We start from the raw sequence: 16,971 nt of genomic DNA, 5'->3' as shown, positions 1-16,971 counted from the left end.
CGGTCCGCCCGCAGGAGGTACCTGGACACGTCCGCCGGGCGGAAGGGAACGAACTCCGTCGTCCGGTGTTCCCACCGGTCGGCGACGCCCCTGCTCCTGCGCGCCCGGAGGCCCTCGCAGGTCGGGGTCTTGAGGTGGTCCTGCCCGTTCTGTCACCGCCCGGCCGACGGGCCCCGCCCCCGACAGGGGCCCGCCGGGCGCTCAGTCGGCGATCGGCAGGTACACCCGGTTGCCGGCGGCGGCGAACTCCTTGGACTTCTCCGCCATGCCCGCCTCGATCTCGTCCTGCGTGCCGCCGTGCTCACGCCGGATGTCCTGGCTGATCTTCATCGAGCAGAACTTCGGCCCGCACATGGAACAGAAGTGCGCGGTCTTCGCCGGCTCGGCGGGCAGCGTCTCGTCGTGGAACGAGCGCGCCGTGTCCGGGTCCAGCGCCAGGTTGAACTGGTCCTCCCAGCGGAACTCGAAGCGGGCGTCCGACAGCGCGTCGTCCCACTCCTGCGCCCCCGGGTGCCCCTTGGCGAGGTCCGCCGCATGGGCCGCGATCTTGTACGTGATGACGCCGGTCTTCACGTCGTCGCGGTTGGGCAGGCCCAGGTGCTCCTTGGGCGTGACGTAGCAGAGCATCGCCGTGCCCCACCACGCGATCATCGCCGCGCCGATGCCGGACGTGATGTGGTCGTACGCCGGGGCCACGTCCGTGGTCAGCGGGCCGAGCGTGTAGAACGGCGCCTCCTCGCAGATCTCCTGCTGGAGGTCGATGTTCTCCTTGATCTTGTGCATCGGGACGTGCCCCGGGCCCTCGATCATCGTCTGCACGTGGTGGCGCTTGGCGATCGTGTTGAGTTCCCCGAGGGTCCGCAACTCGGCGAACTGCGCCTCGTCGTTGGCGTCCGCGATCGAACCGGGCCGCAGGCCGTCGCCGAGCGAGTACGTCACGTCGTACGCCGCGAGGATGTCGCAGAGCTCCTCGAAGTTCTCGTACAGGAACGACTCCTTGTGGTGCGCCAGGCACCACGCGGCCATGATCGAACCGCCGCGCGAGACGATGCCGGTCTTGCGACGGGCCGTCAGCGGGACGTACGGCAGGCGCACGCCGGCGTGGACCGTCATGTAGTCGACGCCCTGCTCGGCCTGCTCGATGACCGTGTCCTTGTAGATCTCCCAGGTCAGCTCCTCCGCGCGGCCGTCGACCTTTTCGAGGGCCTGGTAGAGGGGCACGGTGCCGATCGGGACGGGGGAGTTGCGCAGCACCCACTCGCGGGTGGTGTGGATGTTGCGGCCGGTGGACAGGTCCATGACCGTGTCGGCGCCCCACTTGGTCGCCCAGGTCATCTTGTCCACCTCCTCCTCGATGGAGGAGGTGACCGCCGAGTTGCCGATGTTGGCGTTGACCTTCACCAGGAACCGCTTGCCGATGATCATCGGCTCGATCTCCGGGTGGTTGACGTTCGCCGGCAGCACCGCGCGGCCCGCCGCGATCTCCTCCCGCACGACCTCGGGCGCCACGTTCTCGCGGATCGCCACGAACTCCATCTCGGGCGTGATGTCCCCGCGCCGGGCGTACGCGAGCTGCGTGACGGCCTGGCCGTCACGGCCCCGGCGCGGCTGGCGCGGACGGCCCGGGAAGACCGCGTCGAGGTTCCTGAGGCCCCCGCGCGGAGAGGTGTGCTTGATCCCGTCGTCCTCGGGGCGGACCGGACGGCCCGCGTACTCCTCGGTGTCGCCGCGGCCGATGATCCAGTTCTCGCGCAGCGGCGCGAGACCCCGGCGGACGTCCGTCTCGACGGCCGGGTCGGTGTACGGGCCGGACGTGTCGTACAGCGTCACGTCCTTCCCGTTGGTGAGGTGCACCTGACGAACCGGCACGCGGAGATCCGTGCGCGAGCCCTCGGGGCCCGTGACGTATCCCTTGTGCCAGCCCGGCTTGCGGCCGTCCTGGCTGGTGGCAGGCGTGTGTGCATCCGCTGTGGTCATGAGACCTACTCCCTACGCCGGCATTACCCGGTAACAGGTTCGGCGGTCGACGCAGCGGCTTCCGTACGGAGGTCCGTACGGCGGTCAGCGCCCTCTCAGCCCGGTGCTCCGAGCTCCCGCGTGTGCAAAGGTGCCCCCACGCTAGCGTCATCTCTGGCGCGCTGACCAGAGGGCCCCCTCCGTTCTTGCGATGATCGGTCGGTGACGTCCCCCCAGCCAACGCCCGAGAACCACGCCCACGCCCACGGCCACGCCCACAGCCACGGGCCCGCCGCGCCCGTCTCCCAGCACCTGCGCAAGGTCATCGCGGCCGTGCTGATCCCCTTCGCCACGGCCGTTTTCGTCGGCCTCGTCGTGCTCTGGCCGGGTGGCGCGCCCGAGCACGAGCGCACGGGTGTCGGTTTCGACCGGCAGACCGTGTCGGGCAGGGTGACGGACGTGCAGCAGGTCGACTGCAAGGACGTGAACGCCGCCCAGGTGCCCCCCACCGGCGACACGTCCACACCGTCCGGCCGCGAGGCCCAGCAGGCCCAGCAGGGCACCTGCGAGAAGGCGACGATCGAGGTCACGTCCGGCAAGGACAAGGGCCGCACCTTCACCGAGATCGTCCAGCCCGACGCGCCGAGACAGCTGGACGAGGACCAGGGCGTGGTGGTGGCGTACGCGCCCGACGCGCCCCGCGACCTCCAGTACTCGGTGACTGATGTGGACCGCGGGATTCCGATGGCCCTGCTGGCCGGGATCTTCGCGCTCGCGGTGATCGCCGTCGGCCGGATGAAGGGCCTGATGGCACTGATCGCGCTCGCCGTGTCCTTCGCGATCCTGACCCTGTTCATCCTGCCCGCGATCCTCCAGGGCTCGAACCCGCTGATCGTCGCGGTGGTCGGGGCGAGCGCCATCATGCTCATCGCGCTCTACGCCTGCCACGGCCTGACGGCCCGTACGTCCGTCGCCGTCGTCGGCACGCTCGTCTCACTGCTGCTGATCGGCCTGCTCGGCTCGCTCTTCATCGGGTGGGCGTTCCTGAGCGGCAACACGGACGACAACACCGGGCTCATCCACGGCCTCTACCCGGACATCGACATGAGCGGCCTGCTGCTGGCCGGCGTCATCATCGGTTCGCTCGGCGTGCTCGACGACGTGACGGTCACCCAGACCTCGGCGGTCTGGGAACTCCACCAGGCGGACCCGTCGATGGGCCCGCGCGCGCTGTACCGGGCCGGCATCCGCATCGGCCGCGACCACATCGCGTCCGTCGTCAACACGCTCGTCCTGGCGTACGCGGGCGCCGCGCTGCCCCTGCTGCTGCTCTTCTCGATCGCGCAGAGCAGTGTCGGTACGGTCGCCAACAGCGAGCTGGTCGCGGAGGAGATCGTACGGACACTGGTCGGCTCGATCGGTCTGGTCGCGTCGGTGCCGGTGACCACCGCGCTCGCGGCGCTGGTCGTCTCGGCCGACCGGCCGGCGTCCGGCGGGGCCGCCGCGGCTCTTCCCGTACGGGGCGGCGGAGGCGGCAAGGGCCGGCGCCGCAAGCGCTGAAGCGGCACCGGGCAACCTCCAGCCGGAACCTCCGGCCGACGCCTTCAACCGGCGCCTTCAGCCGGCGCTCTGCTCCTCGGCGAGGATCCGGTCGAGCGCGTCCTCCAGGTCCCCGTCGAAGTCCCCGCGGGTGCACTCCTGCCCCAGGGGCACCAACCGGTCCGTACGGTCGAGGAACGCCACCAGCGGGGCCGCGCTCGCCCGGAACAGCGCGCGGTCCCCGGCGACCTGAAGCCGGATGTGCACGTCCATGAGCCCGTCCGGGCCGGCCGGCTCGATGTGCACATCGCCTTCGCCGCACGGCATGTTGAGACCGTCGAGAAGCAGCTCCCGGCCGAACGCCCAGGTGACGGGGGCATCGCCGGGCAGGTGGAACGTCATCCGCACCGCGTACGGATCCCTGGTCGCGTACCGGAGCTCCACCGGGATGCGGAAGGAGAGCTCCTCCGAGACAAGGAAGCTCATCATGACGTCTGCCTGGACCGACTCGCGCATGCTCAAACCCCGCACTAGTGAGACTGGCCAGGAATCGTCCCCCTGGCCCTCTTGACGCCATGGTGCTCGAAGGAGTAACAGATCACAAGGAGTGATATTTCAGATACTGATAGAGAATGTGAACGAGCCGAGTAACGCCTCGACCGCGCTGCGCAGTTCGGTGATCGCGGGGAGCAACCGCTCCTCCTGGTCGGCGGGGAGGGAAATGGCCATCGTCGCGGCAGTGGAACCGACGGTGATCGGAATGGCCGCGCAGACGGATCCGACCGCGTACTCCTGGCGTTCCACGACCGGACGCATCCGTTCCGTCGCTGCCAGGCGGTCCAGCAGGGCCTCCCGGTCGCGTACCGAATGCGGCGTGAGCGGCTCGACCGGATGACGGGCCAGGTGGTCCCGGCGGGACCTCTCGTCGAGCTGGCTCAGCAGACACTGGCCCAGCGCGTGGGCGTGGCAGGTGGCACGGAAGTCGGCCCACTCCTCCACGGCGGGTGACGACGGGCCCTCCGCGACCGCGACGAGTTCGATCTCGCCTTCGCGGTAGAGGGCGAAGTAGACGGCCACGCCGATCGCGTCCCGCCAGTACTCCAGCGAGTCCGTGATCATCCCGCGGCGATCCTGCCGCGCGCTCGAACCCGTCAGCCGCCCGACCGCCTCGCCGAGGACGAACACTCCCTGCTGGCGGCGCAGATAGCCCTCGTGCGCCAGGGTACGCAGCAGGTGATAGGCGGTCGGCAGGGGAAGGCCGGCCTCCCTGGCGAGCTGCTTGGCCGGGGCCCCGTCGGCATGGGCGCCCGCCGCCTCCAGCAGACGAAGGGCGCGCTGCACCGAACCGATCAGGGTCGGGGCAGCGGCGGTGTGTGCCGTGGCCACAGGACTCACCCCCAGGCATGGTGGCGGGCTGCGCGCCCGCCTGCGGGGGCCGCCCCCGCGGGCTCGCCGCGGGCCTGGGCCGATGGGGGTGGGGATCGCCCTCGGCCGGCGCCGGTTGCCGGGCCATGCGTCCCAGGGGCGGCGGAGAATCGTTACCCTAACCGGCCGCCCCGGGCGCGCGGGATGTTTGCCGCCCGGGTCCCCCGAGTGGGCTAACGGCCCTGCGGAGGGCGCCCGAACGACGTACGCGGGGCGCCCGGGAGGCGTACGTACGGGGCGTCCGGGGCGCGTCCGGGGCGCGTCCGGTCCACCGGTCGCACCGCCCGGCTACGAGGACGACGCCATGAACTTCCGTACGGCGTAGATCAGGCCGCCGACCAGGGCGACGAAGACCAGCACCTTGAAGAGGAGACCGATCAGCAGACCGATCGCGCTCAGGAGGACGCCGCCGAACACCGCCAGAGCGATGACGGGCACCGCGACCCACTTCACCCACCACGGCGTCCCCGCGAATATCTCCCGCACGGCCATCGTCTTGCCTCTTCTCCCTCGAAGCCTTCTTCCTGACCTCGATGCTAGGGGCGAAAGGGGGGCCCACGGAGACCGCGGAGCCCTTGAAGACCCCTGACCGTCCCCCTAGGGAACCCCGACGTCCGGGTCAGCTCTCGGGCGGGGAGAAGACGACCATCACCCGCAGGTCCTCGCTGATGTGGTGGAACTTGTGCGGCACCCCGGCCGGTACGTACACCACGCTGCCCCGCCCCACCTGTGTCGTCTCCATGCCGACGGTGATCGACGCACGCCCGCTGACGACGAAGTAGACCTCGTCCTCACCGTGCGGCTGCTGCGGGTCGCTCTCGCCCGCGTCCAGGGCGTACAGCCCGACCGACATGTTCCTTTCCCTCAGGAACTGCAGATACGCGCCCTCGTTGGCGGCGCGCTCCGCCTCCAGTTCGTCCAGCCGGAATGCCTTCATCGTCCGTCCGCCCCTCGGCCCGTCGGACGCCGGTGCCCGGCGCCGATCATGTCTGCCACGATCAGACACATGATGAATTTCGTAGTCAAGACGATCGCCAACGCGGCGGCCCTGGCGGTAGCCATCTGGCTCTTCCAGGACATCACGCTGACCGGCGACAGCACCGGCGGCAAGGCGCTGACGCTGATCGTCGTCGCGCTCCTCTTCGGCCTGGTGAACTTCCTCGTCAAGCCCCTCGTGAAGCTGCTGACGCTGCCGCTCTTCATCCTCACGCTCGGACTGGTCACGCTGGTGGTCAACGCGCTGATGCTGCTGCTGACCTCCTGGCTGGCCGACACGTTCGATCTCGGCTTCCACGTCGAGGGGTTCTGGACGGCCGTCCTCGGCGCCCTCGTCATCAGCATCGCCTCGTGGGCGATGAACGTCATCCTGCCCGACAAGGACTGAGCCATGAGCATCACGAACAGCGGCACCGGCACCGGCGACGGCACCCGGGCGGTACGGGCCGGACTGCCCGACCCCGTCGCGTACGAACCGACCCTCCCGGGACCGGTCTTCGCCGCGCACTACCACCTGCCCGGCGAGCCGACCGGACCGTACACCTACGGACGCGACGAGAACCCCACCTGGACACACCTGGAACGGGCCATCGGCGAGCTGGAGGCACCGGAGGAGACAGGCGTCGAGACGGTCGTCTTCGCCTCCGGCATGGCCGCCGTCTCCGCGGTCCTCCTCTCGCAGGCGCGGGCCGGCGACACGGTGGTCCTGCCCTCCGACGGCTACCAGGCGCTCGCGCTCGTACGCGAACAGCTGGAGGCGTACGACGTACGGGTGCGCACCGCGCCGACCGGTGGCGACGCGCAGCTCGGCGTACTCGGCGGGGCCCGGCTGCTGTGGATCGAGACACCGTCCAACCCGGGGCTCGACGTGTGCGACATCCGCAGGCTCGCGGACGCGGCGCACGCCGCCGGGGCGCTGGTCGCCGTCGACAACACCCTCGCCACCCCGCTCGGCCAGCGCCCCCTGGAGCTCGGCGCGGACTTCTCCGTGGCCAGCGGCACTAAGGGCCTCACCGGCCACGGCGATGTCCTGCTCGGCTACGTGACCTGCCGCGACGCGGAACTCGCGGCGCGGGTAAGGCGCTGGCGCAAGGTCGTCGGGGCGATCCCCGGGCCGATGGAGGCCTGGCTGGCGCACCGGTCCCTGGCCACCCTCCAGCTGCGCGCCGACAAGCAGGGCGCGAACGCGCTGGCCCTCGCCGAGGCGCTGCGCGAGCACCCGGCCGTGAGCGGCCTGCGCCACCCCGGGCTGCCCGGCGACCCGTCGTACCCCCTCGCCTCGCGCCAGATGCGCCGCTTCGGCTCCGTCGTGTCCTTCACCCTGCCCGACCGCGGGTACGCGGAGCGCTTCCTGGACGGGCTGCGGCTGGCCGAGGACGCGACCAGCTTCGGCGGGGTGCGGTCCACCGCCGAGCGGCGCGCGCGGTGGGGCGGTGACGCCGTACCGGAGGGTTTCATCCGCTTCTCCGTCGGGGCCGAAGACCCCGAGGACCTGGTGGCGGACGTACTGCGCGCGCTCGACGCGGCCACCCCCTGACGCGTCCGGACACCCCCTGGTGCGTCCCGACGTGTCCCGACGCGTCCTCCGCGTACGGCGGACGGTCCGAGTCTCCCCCCTCATGACTCGGACCGTCCCGGTTCCCTGGATGAAGAACCGCGCAAGCAAGGCTAGTTGACTCTGCGTCAGTGTCCAATCACTGTAGCGACAGGGACCTATCGACATATTTATAGTTGTGACCGTCGGCGACTTCGCCGGGACGGGAGGGCACGCCGTGGACCTGGCTCTGCTCCGCACGTTCGTCACGGTGCACCGGGCCGGTTCCTTCACCCGCGCCGCCGCCCTCCTCGGACTGTCGCAGCCCGCGGTGACCAGTCAGATACGCACCCTGGAGCGCCAGTTGGGGCGCCCGCTGTTCCTGCGCCAGGCCCGCGGCGTCACCCCCACGACCGTCGGCGACGAGCTGGCGCACCGGGCGGCGCCGCATCTGGACGCGCTCGTCGAGATCACCGAGGCGGGACTCGACGAGGACTCCGGCGTACGGACCCTGCACCTCGCGGGGCCGCCGGAGTTCACATCCGTACGCGTCCTGCCCGCGCTCTCCCCGCTCATCGCGCAGGGCCTCGCGCTGCGCATCTCCTTCGGCAACGCCCAGGAGACCCTGGAGGGCCTCGCCGCCGGACACCACGACCTGGCCGTCTCGACGGACCGGCCGCGCGGCACCCTCCTCACCGGAAGCCCGCTCTGCGACGAGGAACACGTCCTGGTGGCCGCTCCGCGCTGGGCCGGAAGGATCGGTCCCGGACTGCTGCGCCGCAAGGGGCCACAGGTACTGGAGCAGCTCCCGGTGGTGGAGGTCCACGAGTCGCTGCCGCTGGTCACCCGCTACTGGACCACCGTCTTCGACACCCGGCCGGCCGCGGCCGGCACCGTCATAGCGCCCGACCTGCGGGCGGTGCTGCACGCCACGGCCGCGGGCGCCGGGCTCGCCGTACTGCCGAGGTACCTGTGCGAGGAGGCACTGGAGCGGGGAGAAGTGGTGGCGCTCTTCGACCCGCCGGTGCCGCCGCTGCGAACCTACTTCCTGGCCGTACGCACCGGCACGCTCACCCTTGCGCACATCGCGCGGGCGCACGAGTGGCTGCTGCGCGCCGCCACCGACTGGTGCTGAGCCGGCCGTACCCGGCGGACAACAGCGGTGCGTGCGTTTCAGAACGGGCGGAGCGGGCCACTGTACTGCCATGACCGGCACCTCTTTTCCCGAGGGAACCACCCCCGCGCCGCCGAGGCCCGTGGTCAAGCGCACCGCACGCGCCATCCTGCTCGACGGCGACGACCTGATCCTCATCAAGCGCACCAAGCCCGGCGTCGACCCGTACTGGCTCACGCCGGGCGGCGGCGTCGAACCGGAGGACGCCACCGTCGTCGACGCCCTGCACCGCGAGGTCGACGAGGAGCTCGGCGCGAAGGTCTCCGACGTGGTGCCCTGCTTCGTCGACACCGTCGAGCACATCGCGGACGGCGGGGTGACGGGCGTGAAAGTGCAGCACTTCTTCGTCTGCCGGCTGGAGTCCATGGACCCCGCGCGCAGACACGGGCCCGAAGTCGACGAACCGCACGGAGAGTACGAGATCGTGCGGGTGCCCTTCAGCCGGGTCGGGATCGCGGCGGTGCACCTCGTGCCGCTGTCGCTGCGGCACTACCTGGACGGCAACATCGAGGGCGTACGGGCGATGCACGCCCACGACCTGGGGTGACGGGCCCGGGGCTCGAAAGCCTGACGGGCCCGGGGCCAGGGGGCCCGGGGCCAGGGGGCCCGGGGCCAGGGGGCCCGGGGCCAGGGGGCCCGGGGCCAGGTCAGTCGCCCGCCGCCACCAGCTCTTCGAGGGAGTCGTGACGGATGCGGTCGCCCGGGATCCCGAGGTTCCTGAGGGCATCGATGCCGCTGCGGATCATGCCGGGCGGACCGGAGAGGTACGCGTCGTAGGAGTTCCACGGGCCGTGTTCCATCACCGCGTCCGGGAACTGCGTCCTGCCGTCGACCACCGGGCGCACGGACAGCCACGGGTGCGACTGCTGGAGACGCAGCATGGTGTCGATGTCGTACAGGTCGTCGTCGCTGCGCGCACCGTAGAAGACGTCGACGGGACGGCGCGCGCCGTGCTCGGCCACGTCCTCGACGAGCGCCTTGATGGGCGCGATGCCGGTGCCTCCGCCGAGGCAGAGCAGACCGTTGTCGGTGGTGTGGTCGACGGTCATCGAACCGGCCGGGGGGCCGAGGCGCACGGTGTCGCCGGGGCGGGCGCGGTGGACCAGGGCGTTGGAGACCCAGCCGGCCGGGACCGCCTTGACGTGGAAGGACAGCAGGCCGTCGGGGCGGGGGGCGGCGGCGAAGGAGTAGTGCCGCCAGATCCGCGGCCACCAGGGGGTCTCCAGGCTCGTGTACTGGCCGGCCAGGAACGGGTAGGGCTGGTCGGGGCGCAGGGTGATGACCGCTATGTCGGGGGTGCGCAGATCATGCGAGACGACTTCGGCCTGCCACCAGGCGGGCGCCCGGAGCTCGTTCTCCGCGGCCGCGTCGATCATGATCTGGGAGATCGCGGTGTACGCACGGATCCACGCGGCCTCGGTCTCCTCGTCCCAGGTGGTCGTCGCGTAACGGGCCAGCGCGCCGAGGAGGGCCTCACCGACCGCCGGGTAGTGCGCGGCCTGGGTGCCGTACTTGCGGTGGCCGCGTCCCAGGTTGCTGAGGTACTCGGTGAGCACGGGCTTGTTGTCGATGTGCTCGGCGGCGGTGAGCAGCGCCTTGAGCAGGCGGTCGCGCTGGGTGTCCATGGCGGCGGGGAAGAGCGCGCGCAGGTCGGGGTGACGGGTGAAGAGCAACGCGTAGAAGTACGAGGTGACCTTGCCGGCGTCGGGGCCGATGTCGGCGAGGGTGCGGCGGACGAGGGCCGCGTCGGGAGAGACGGGGGCGGCGGGCGCCGCGGGTGCGGAGGGCGCAGGGGCCGCGGTGGGCGCTTCGGGGACCGTCGGCGCTTCCGGCACTTCGGAGACCGCCGGCGCCGCAGGGGCTGCCGACGCCGCGGGCGGGACGTCGGGGGCCGGGGCGCGCGTGGCGGCAGGGGCCGGTGCGGAGACATGGCCGGGCCGGGGGCGCGACGCGCCGGTGCCCACCGGGCGTATCGCGGACACCGGGCGGCTGGGGCCCGGTATCCGGTCCTGGCCGGTCTCGGAGTCCTGGCCGGGCGGCTGCCGAAGCCCCGCCTCCGGCTTCTTGCGCGGCTTGAACCAGCCGCCGTCCTCACTGGAGGTGCCGCTGTCGGCCGACGTGGTGGTCGGAGCGTCCATGAATGTGCCTCGCCTCGAACATCTCTCGGTCGGTCTCTGCACTTCCGGAACCGGAACGTGCTCGCAATTCCCCGCTCTGCTGCTGGTCGGTACCTCAGTTCTGCCGATGTCGACAGGACACATTAATCACGCCGCTGCCTCCATTTGGGGTGAGCCGGACAAAACTGTGACATTGACCGCAGTTCTTGTTGTCTCAGCATCGCAGGCATCGCTCTCGCATCGGACAAAGACGAGGAAGTCCGGGCATCCGAGCCCGTTTTCCGGTTAGGCTGCTTCGTCCCATGCCTGATGACACCAAGGCACCGGGAGCCGACCGGAGTCGACCCTACCGGCGGTAGCCCGCCACACAAGTCCCCTGCCCCCGCTGCTCCTACCCCCTAATTCACGCTTTCCCCGCGGTCATTCCGGAATTACCGGCAGGACCTCATTGGTTACCAGCGCGTACGCCTCTCGCAGGTCGCCACCCCGGTAGGCGAGCACAGCAAGATCCGAAACATGGTGGTCCGCGTTGACGGCCACGGAAAGCGGAACCGCCGCGAAGATCTCCGCGTCCGACATCGAATCCCCGTAGGCAACGCAGTCACGCCGCCCCAGGCCGAATTCTTCACAGAGCCGGTCTGCGATCCTCACCTTCGCAGACGCGTTCAGGATCCCCGCCCGTTCCACCGGCTCCAGAAAAGGCACCGCCGGCCAGCGCGAACCGTGGGCGGCATGCGCGCCCCAGGCCAGCAGCCGCTCCACGTAGAAGTCCGGTGAAAGGGAGATGACGGCGCAGTACTCACCACGCGAGCGGATGTCCGCCCACACCTCCTCGATGCCCGACAGCCAGGGCGCACCCTCGAAGGCCGCCGTCACCTGCGCCTGAGTGAGCTGCGACCACAGCGCTCTGGCCCGTACGGCGAACTCGTCGGGCGCCAGACCGTGCAGCAGAAAATCCCGTTCCAGCTCGGCGATCTCGGCGCTCACACCCAGCTGACGGGAGATCTCGACAGCCGCCGCCGAACCTCGCATCAGCGTTCCGTCGAGATCGAAGAGGTGAAGTCGCGTCATGCAAGCCGAGGCTAGTACGCGCGGTCAGCCCCTCTCTCGGGCGCCGGACCGGCCCGTCGCCCGGCACCGTGTTTCACGTGAAACCACTCCCACGCCCCGACGGACAGCCCTGGGGACCCACCCGCCACGACCGGCGTCTCCGAGCCGCCGCCTCCTCTTCACGTAAAGCGGTGGACGTGCGATCGGTGCGTCAGCCAGCCTGATCCAATGCCGACTTCCCTCGCCGATCTGCCTGTCCGACGCCTGACCCTGCGCGATCTCACCGCCTGCGCCGACCTCTCGGAAGACCGGGGATGGCCACGCGAGGAGCACAAATGGGGCCTGCTGCTCGCTTCCGGCACCGGTTACGGCATCGACGCACCGGAAGGAAAAGGTCTCGCCGCCGCGAGCGTCCTCACCTCGTACGGCCCTGAACTCGCCGCGATCGGCATGATGCTCGTCGCGAAACGTCATTCACGCCAGGGCGTCGGCCGCCGCATGATGCGCCACCTCGTCGCGGAAGCCGGAGACATCCCCCTCACCCTGCACGCCACCCCCGACGGCCGCCCGCTCTACGAGGAGCTCGGCTTCACCGTGACCGGCAGGGCCGAAATGGTGCGCGGCCACTTCCGTCCGGCCGGCCCCCCGGCCGAAGTACCGACCCGCCCCGCCACCGCCGACGACCTGCCTGCGATCCTGCGCCTGGACACCGAGGTCTTCGGCCTGGACCGCACCCTTGTGCTCACACGGCTGCCCGCCTTCGCCGACCAGATCCGGGTCGCCGAGGACAAGAACGGCATCACCGGGTACGCCGCCGCCTGGCCCGACACGCACACCCATGTCGTGGGTCCGCTGATCGCCAGGGACACGCAGACCGCCAAGGCACTGATCGCCTCCCTGGCCGCCGGCACGGACCGCCCCCTGCGCACCGACATCGACGTACGCCACGAGGAACTGCTGGCCTGGGTGAAGGCCTGCGGCCTGGAGCCGGTCGCCTTCAACGACGTGATGACCTGCAAGATCCCCTCCCTCCCCGGCGACTGGACCCGCCGCTTCGCCCCCCTGACACTCGCGGCGGGCTGACGGCGGGTCCGTGCCCGGCCCGCTCACCGGCCACCGGGCACCGGCTCGGCTACCGGCCGAGGGCTGCGACAGCGGCGGTCGCGAAGCCGTGGTCCTGGTCGGGCGCTCCGCCGCCCACGCCGACCGCGCCGATCAGGCGGCCGCCACGGTGGACCGGCACCCCTCCGGCGATGAACAGGAGGGGGCGCTCCAGCGCGGTCGGCAAGGTGTGGAAGAGCCCACCCGGCTGGACCGCGTCGACCAGCTCGGCGGTCGGGGCGTTCAGCTGGAGCGCGGTGTACGCCTTGCGCGTGCTGGTCTCACCGGCGATCAGTACGGCCCGGTCGTCGCGCCGGAAGGCCAGCAGGTGACCGCCCGCGTCGAGAACGGTGACAGCGACCGTCACCCCGGCCTCTTCTGCCGCCCGCCGGGCCGCATCGACGAGTACTTCGGCGTCCTGGACGGTCAGCGGGACGATGGCGGTGGCGGTGGCGGTGGCGGTGGCGGTCGTAAGGGTCGCGGCGGTCGTGGTGCCCATGGGGGACTCCTTGGTTGTTCAGGGGGTGGGACCGGCCGGTGGCTGGTCCGGCCGACTGGTTCAGCGAAGGACGTCAGCGGTGGTGGGGGCGGTGGTGACGGCCGGCCCGGGGGCTGATCCCGCGACGATCCGGCTGCGGGCATCCGTGCGGCGCTCCAGGGCGCCGGACAGGAACGCGAGACCGAGGGCCGAGGCGGCGAGCCCCGCACCGACCCAGTTGGGCGCGGTGTAGCCGAGACCCGCCGCGATGACGAGGCCACCGAGCCAGGCGGCGAGCGCATTGCCGAGGTTGAACGCGCCGATGTTGACGGCGGAGGCGAGAGTGGGAGCGCCCGCGGCCTGGTCCAGTACGCGCTTCTGGAGCGGCGGAACGGTCGCGAAGCCCAGTGCGCCGATCAGCACGATCGTGACCGCCGCCGCGATCCGGTGGTGCGCGGTGACCGTGAAGAGGGCCAGGGCCACGGCGAGGGCGCCCAGGGACACGTACAGCAGCGGCATCAGCGCACGATCCGCGAACTTGCCGCCGATCAGGTTGCCGCCGACCATGCCGAGTCCGAAGAGGACCAGCAGCCAGGTGACGGACCCGGCGGAGTAGCCGGCGACGCCGGTCATCATCGGTGCGAGGTAGGTGACCGCGGCGAAGACGCCGCCGAAGCCGAGCACGGTCATCGCCATGGCGAGCAGCACCTGCACGTTGCGGAAGGCGGCCAGCTCGTGGCGCAGCCGTACGCCCTCGGGCTTCGGCGTCTCCGGTACGAGCCGGGCGACGCCCGCGAGCCCGAGCACCCCGAGCGCCGCCACCGCGGCGAAGGTGAGCCGCCAGCCGTGGCTCTGCCCGATGAACGTACCGAGCGGGACGCCCACGACGTTGGCGACGGTGAGGCCGGTGAACATCATGGCGATGGCGCCGGCCTTCTTCTCCGGGGCGACCAGGTCGGCCGCGACGATCGACCCGATGCCGAAGAACGCGCCGTGCGCGAGGGACGCGACCACCCGGCCGGTGAGCATCGCACCGAACGAGGGAGCGAGCGCCGAGAGCAGGTTGCCCGCGACGAACAGTCCCATCAGCAGCATCAGCATGCGCTTGCGGGAGATCCGGGTACCGAGGACCGACATCAGCGGAGCGCCCAGTACGACACCGAGGGCGTAGCCACTGACCAGGTAGCCGGCGGTGGGGATCGAGACACCGAAGTCGGTGGCGACCTCGGGCAGCAGGCCCATGATCACGAACTCTGTGGTGCCGATCCCGAACGCCCCGATGGCGAGGGCGAGGAGTGCGAGTGGCATGGCCAGACCTTCCGAATAGATTGCGCATGCACCTTACGGGCGCAAACAATAATTGCAGACGCAGACTAATTGCAAGCGCGGGCTATTGCGGTTGTCGTCTATCCTGGCTCCTGGGCTCAAGCCGCTCCGGACAAGGAGAGATCCATGACAGCGACAGACCCCGCCCTGACCGCGCTCTCCCAAGGCTGGTGCGCCCTCTCCCTGCTGCACAGCAGGATCGACACCCACATCGAGAAGGCCCTCCAGAGCGGCCACGACCTGAGCGTGCGCGAATACTCACTCCTCGACGTCCTCAGCCGCCAGCACAACGGCCCCGGCGGACACCTGCGGATGCAGCAGGTCGCCGACGCCGTCGTACTGAGCCAGAGCGCCACCACCCGCCTGGTCTCCCGCCTGGAAAACCGCGGCCTGCTGACCCGCTATCTCTGCGACACCGACCGGCGCGGCATCTACACCGACGTCACCGAAGCCGGCCAGGCCCTGCTCGCCGAGGCCCGGCCCACCAACGACGCCGCACTGCGCGAGGCCCTCGACGAGGCCGCGAAAAACTCCGAGCTGGCCCCCCTGGTCAAGGCCGTCGAAGAACTGCGCCTCCCCGCGCCCACTGAGTAATCTGCGCTCCATGAGCGATCTTGAGATACGCCCCGCAGCCCCCGCCGACCTCCCGTCGATCGTGGCCATGCTCGCCGACGACCCGCTGGGCGCCCGGCGCGAGTCCCCCGACGACCTCACCCCGTACACCGCCGCCCTCACCCGGCTCGCCGACGACCCGAACCAGCACGTGGTCGTCGCCGTACGCGAAGGCCGGGTCGTCGGCACACTGCAGCTCACCGTCATCCCCGGGCTGTCCCGACGCGGCTCCACCCGCTCGCTCGTCGAAGGCGTACGCGTCCACACCGACGAGCGCGGCAGCGGCCTCGGAACACAGCTGATCGAGTGGGCGATCGACGAATCCCGCCGCCAGAACTGCCAGTTGGTCCAGCTCACCTCCGACGCCACCCGCACCGACGCCCACCGCTTCTACGAACGGCTCGGCTTCGAGGCCTCCCACATCGGATTCAAGATGAGTATCTGAAAACCGTTCCTTCATCCGATTTGGCTCGTTGCCCCGGCAAGAGGGGCGGCCGTATGTCCGGACCCCGCCCCCCACTCGAACGGGCCCCGAGGCCACAGGAGGAGACGAGCCAGCCGGTCGACGAAGTCACTCTGCTGGAATCCAGGACGCTGCGTGACAGCGTCGCCGAGCGCACGGAAGCGCTCGACAAAGTCAAGGCGCTCTTCCTGCTCCCGGACGGTACACATGTGACGACCCAGATGGTCGCCCACTACTTCGAGGTGCTCGAGACAGCCATTACCAGCATGGTGAGCGATCACCGTGAGGAACGTGAGTCGAACGGTTACCGCCTTGCGACCAGCGAGGAGGTTACTGCCTTCAAGGCAGGAGCCTCCGTGGACCGCTTCACCAGCAAGGTCGCGCTGTTCACGAGAAGGACCGTGCTCAACGTCGCCATGCTGTTGCGCGACAGCATCGTCGCACGTCAGGTGCGTACTCACCTGCTCGACATCGAAGAAATCCAGCCCTCGGAACCTGTGGGCAACTTTGCCCACAGGCTTGCCTCACTGCTCGACGAGCACATCACCGAAGTCCTCGACCAGCGCCTGGCCACACACCGACGGAAAGGTCGCCGACACCGCGGAGGAGGTCTGCCGCACCACAATCGGCTGCCCCGTCATGCCGCTTCTCAACGCCGCGGTCCAGAACGACGGTGAACACCGGGGCCGCATCCAGGCCCTCGAGGACGAAGTGACCCACCTCCGGCGCGTACTGCGTGAACGTGAGGCAGCGGGTTCGATGGGCGCGCTCGACGCCATGAACCCCCGCCAGTTCGAGCAGCACATCGCCTGGCTCTGCCGACGCGACGGCTGCGACCGCGTCACGGTCACCGGAGGCCACGGCGACACCGGCGCCTACACCCCCGACGGCCGGCGCATCGTCGTCCAGCGCACGTCCCGGACCCCGGCGGCGACCATCACCAGCGGCGACGTCCAGCAGTTCATCGGCATGGCCAAGCTCGACTACAACGCCGACATCGCCCTGCTCGTCGCCACCTGCCCGTTCACCCGGGACGCACTGCTGCTGGCCATCCGCCACGATGTGACCGCAGTCCACCGCGGCCTGCTGGAAGCATGGAACAACGGAGCCGCCCTGCAAGTCCTCCACAGCAACGCTTGAAGCGCCTCTGCCGGAGTCGGGCCACAGAGGGGCCCGAAGTCGCAATTCGAGCTTGCGACT

General features: G+C 70.4%; 19 protein-coding genes. 10 read left to right on the top strand and 9 right to left on the bottom strand.

Annotation, left to right across the window (positions count from 1 at the left end; genetic code table 11):
- Positions 1-201: 201 nt before the first annotated feature.
- Positions 202-1,977, bottom strand: a complete 1,776-nt coding sequence (gene thiC, locus ABD374_RS16910; protein ID WP_344495995.1) for a phosphomethylpyrimidine synthase ThiC — start codon at positions 1,975-1,977, stop codon at positions 202-204.
- 201 nt (positions 1,978-2,178) lie between these two features.
- On the opposite strand from thiC, the gene ABD374_RS16905 reads away from it, so the two are divergent.
- Entirely contained in the window at positions 2,179-3,516 is a 1,338-nt protein-coding gene (locus tag ABD374_RS16905; protein WP_344495993.1) for a YibE/F family protein, read from the top strand.
- Between the two features lie 57 nt (positions 3,517-3,573).
- Here the strand turns inward: ABD374_RS16905 and ABD374_RS16900 are convergent, their stop codons facing one another.
- The 4 genes from ABD374_RS16900 to ABD374_RS16885 form a co-directional block, all read right to left on the bottom strand.
- Positions 3,574-4,011 carry an SsgA family sporulation/cell division regulator gene (locus ABD374_RS16900; protein WP_344495991.1) on the bottom strand — a complete coding sequence of 146 codons (438 nt, stop codon included), beginning with the start codon at positions 4,009-4,011 and terminating at the stop codon, positions 3,574-3,576.
- 99 nt (positions 4,012-4,110) lie between these two features.
- Positions 4,111-4,881: an IclR family transcriptional regulator gene (locus tag ABD374_RS16895; RefSeq protein ID WP_344495989.1), complete on the bottom strand. Its 771-nt coding sequence runs from the start codon at positions 4,879-4,881 to the stop codon at positions 4,111-4,113.
- A 327-nt stretch (positions 4,882-5,208) separates the two neighbouring features.
- Entirely contained in the window at positions 5,209-5,406 is a 198-nt protein-coding gene (locus ABD374_RS16890; protein ID WP_344495987.1) for a DUF5326 family protein, read from the bottom strand.
- Positions 5,407-5,539: 133 nt separating this feature from the next.
- Positions 5,540-5,857, bottom strand: a complete 318-nt coding sequence (locus tag ABD374_RS16885) for a cupin domain-containing protein (RefSeq protein ID WP_344495985.1) — start codon at positions 5,855-5,857, stop codon at positions 5,540-5,542.
- 69 nt (positions 5,858-5,926) lie between these two features.
- Here ABD374_RS16885 and ABD374_RS16880 point away from each other — a divergent pair, with 69 nt between their 5' ends.
- The 4 genes from ABD374_RS16880 to ABD374_RS16865 all read left to right on the top strand — a co-directional run bounded on the left by ABD374_RS16880 (position 5,927) and on the right by ABD374_RS16865 (position 9,171).
- Complete coding sequence (locus ABD374_RS16880; protein WP_344495983.1) at positions 5,927-6,304, top strand: phage holin family protein; 378 nt, start codon at positions 5,927-5,929, stop codon at positions 6,302-6,304.
- A gap of 3 nt (positions 6,305-6,307) precedes the next feature.
- Positions 6,308-7,453: a cystathionine gamma-lyase gene (locus ABD374_RS16875; RefSeq protein ID WP_344495981.1), complete on the top strand. Its 1,146-nt coding sequence runs from the start codon at positions 6,308-6,310 to the stop codon at positions 7,451-7,453.
- 235 nt (positions 7,454-7,688) lie between these two features.
- Positions 7,689-8,585 carry a LysR family transcriptional regulator gene (locus ABD374_RS16870; RefSeq protein WP_344496138.1) on the top strand — a complete coding sequence of 299 codons (897 nt, stop codon included), beginning with the start codon at positions 7,689-7,691 and terminating at the stop codon, positions 8,583-8,585.
- A 70-nt stretch (positions 8,586-8,655) separates the two neighbouring features.
- Entirely contained in the window at positions 8,656-9,171 is a 516-nt protein-coding gene (locus ABD374_RS16865) for an NUDIX domain-containing protein (protein WP_344495979.1), read from the top strand.
- Positions 9,172-9,271: 100 nt separating this feature from the next.
- Here the strand turns inward: ABD374_RS16865 and ABD374_RS16860 are convergent, their stop codons facing one another.
- Together ABD374_RS16860 and ABD374_RS16855 are read right to left on the bottom strand one after the other, a co-directional pair.
- On the bottom strand, positions 9,272-10,762 hold the full coding sequence (locus ABD374_RS16860) for a globin domain-containing protein (RefSeq protein WP_344495977.1): 1,491 nt from the start codon (positions 10,760-10,762) through the stop codon (positions 9,272-9,274).
- A gap of 399 nt (positions 10,763-11,161) precedes the next feature.
- On the bottom strand, positions 11,162-11,812 hold the full coding sequence (locus ABD374_RS16855) for an HAD family hydrolase (RefSeq protein ID WP_344495976.1): 651 nt from the start codon (positions 11,810-11,812) through the stop codon (positions 11,162-11,164).
- Between the two features lie 207 nt (positions 11,813-12,019).
- On the opposite strand from ABD374_RS16855, the gene ABD374_RS16850 reads away from it, so the two are divergent.
- On the top strand, positions 12,020-12,874 hold the full coding sequence (locus ABD374_RS16850) for a GNAT family N-acetyltransferase (protein WP_344495975.1): 855 nt from the start codon (positions 12,020-12,022) through the stop codon (positions 12,872-12,874).
- 49 nt (positions 12,875-12,923) lie between these two features.
- Here the strand turns inward: ABD374_RS16850 and ABD374_RS16845 are convergent, their stop codons facing one another.
- Together ABD374_RS16845 and ABD374_RS16840 are read right to left on the bottom strand one after the other, a co-directional pair.
- On the bottom strand, positions 12,924-13,391 hold the full coding sequence (locus tag ABD374_RS16845; RefSeq protein ID WP_344495974.1) for a GlcG/HbpS family heme-binding protein: 468 nt from the start codon (positions 13,389-13,391) through the stop codon (positions 12,924-12,926).
- A gap of 60 nt (positions 13,392-13,451) precedes the next feature.
- A complete protein-coding gene (locus tag ABD374_RS16840; protein ID WP_344495973.1) occupies positions 13,452-14,678 on the bottom strand; it encodes an MFS transporter in 1,227 nt (408 codons plus the stop codon).
- A gap of 144 nt (positions 14,679-14,822) precedes the next feature.
- Between ABD374_RS16840 and ABD374_RS16835 the strand changes: the two genes are divergently transcribed.
- Genes ABD374_RS16835 through ABD374_RS16820 form a run of 4 tightly spaced genes read left to right on the top strand, consistent with a single transcriptional unit; the run spans position 14,823 to position 16,911 of the window.
- A complete protein-coding gene (locus ABD374_RS16835; protein ID WP_344495971.1) occupies positions 14,823-15,290 on the top strand; it encodes a MarR family winged helix-turn-helix transcriptional regulator in 468 nt (155 codons plus the stop codon).
- A gap of 10 nt (positions 15,291-15,300) precedes the next feature.
- Positions 15,301-15,753 (top strand): GNAT family N-acetyltransferase, encoded by a 453-nt coding sequence (locus ABD374_RS16830; protein WP_344495970.1) that lies wholly within the window; start codon positions 15,301-15,303, stop codon positions 15,751-15,753.
- A 53-nt stretch (positions 15,754-15,806) separates the two neighbouring features.
- Complete coding sequence (locus ABD374_RS16825) at positions 15,807-16,448, top strand: restriction endonuclease (RefSeq protein ID WP_344495968.1); 642 nt, start codon at positions 15,807-15,809, stop codon at positions 16,446-16,448.
- Positions 16,411-16,911 (top strand): restriction endonuclease, encoded by a 501-nt coding sequence (locus tag ABD374_RS16820; protein ID WP_344495966.1) that lies wholly within the window; start codon positions 16,411-16,413, stop codon positions 16,909-16,911. Before ABD374_RS16825 ends, ABD374_RS16820 begins: the two co-directional genes overlap by 38 nt.
- The last annotated feature ends 60 nt before the right edge of the window (positions 16,912-16,971 follow it).

Origin of the sequence: Streptomyces enissocaesilis (assembly GCF_039533765.1) — a bacterium.
Classification (GTDB): Bacteria; Actinomycetota; Actinomycetes; order Streptomycetales; family Streptomycetaceae; genus Streptomyces; species Streptomyces enissocaesilis.
The sequence above is the reverse complement of the archived record's forward strand: the minus strand, read 5'-3'. Positions and strand labels throughout refer to the sequence as shown.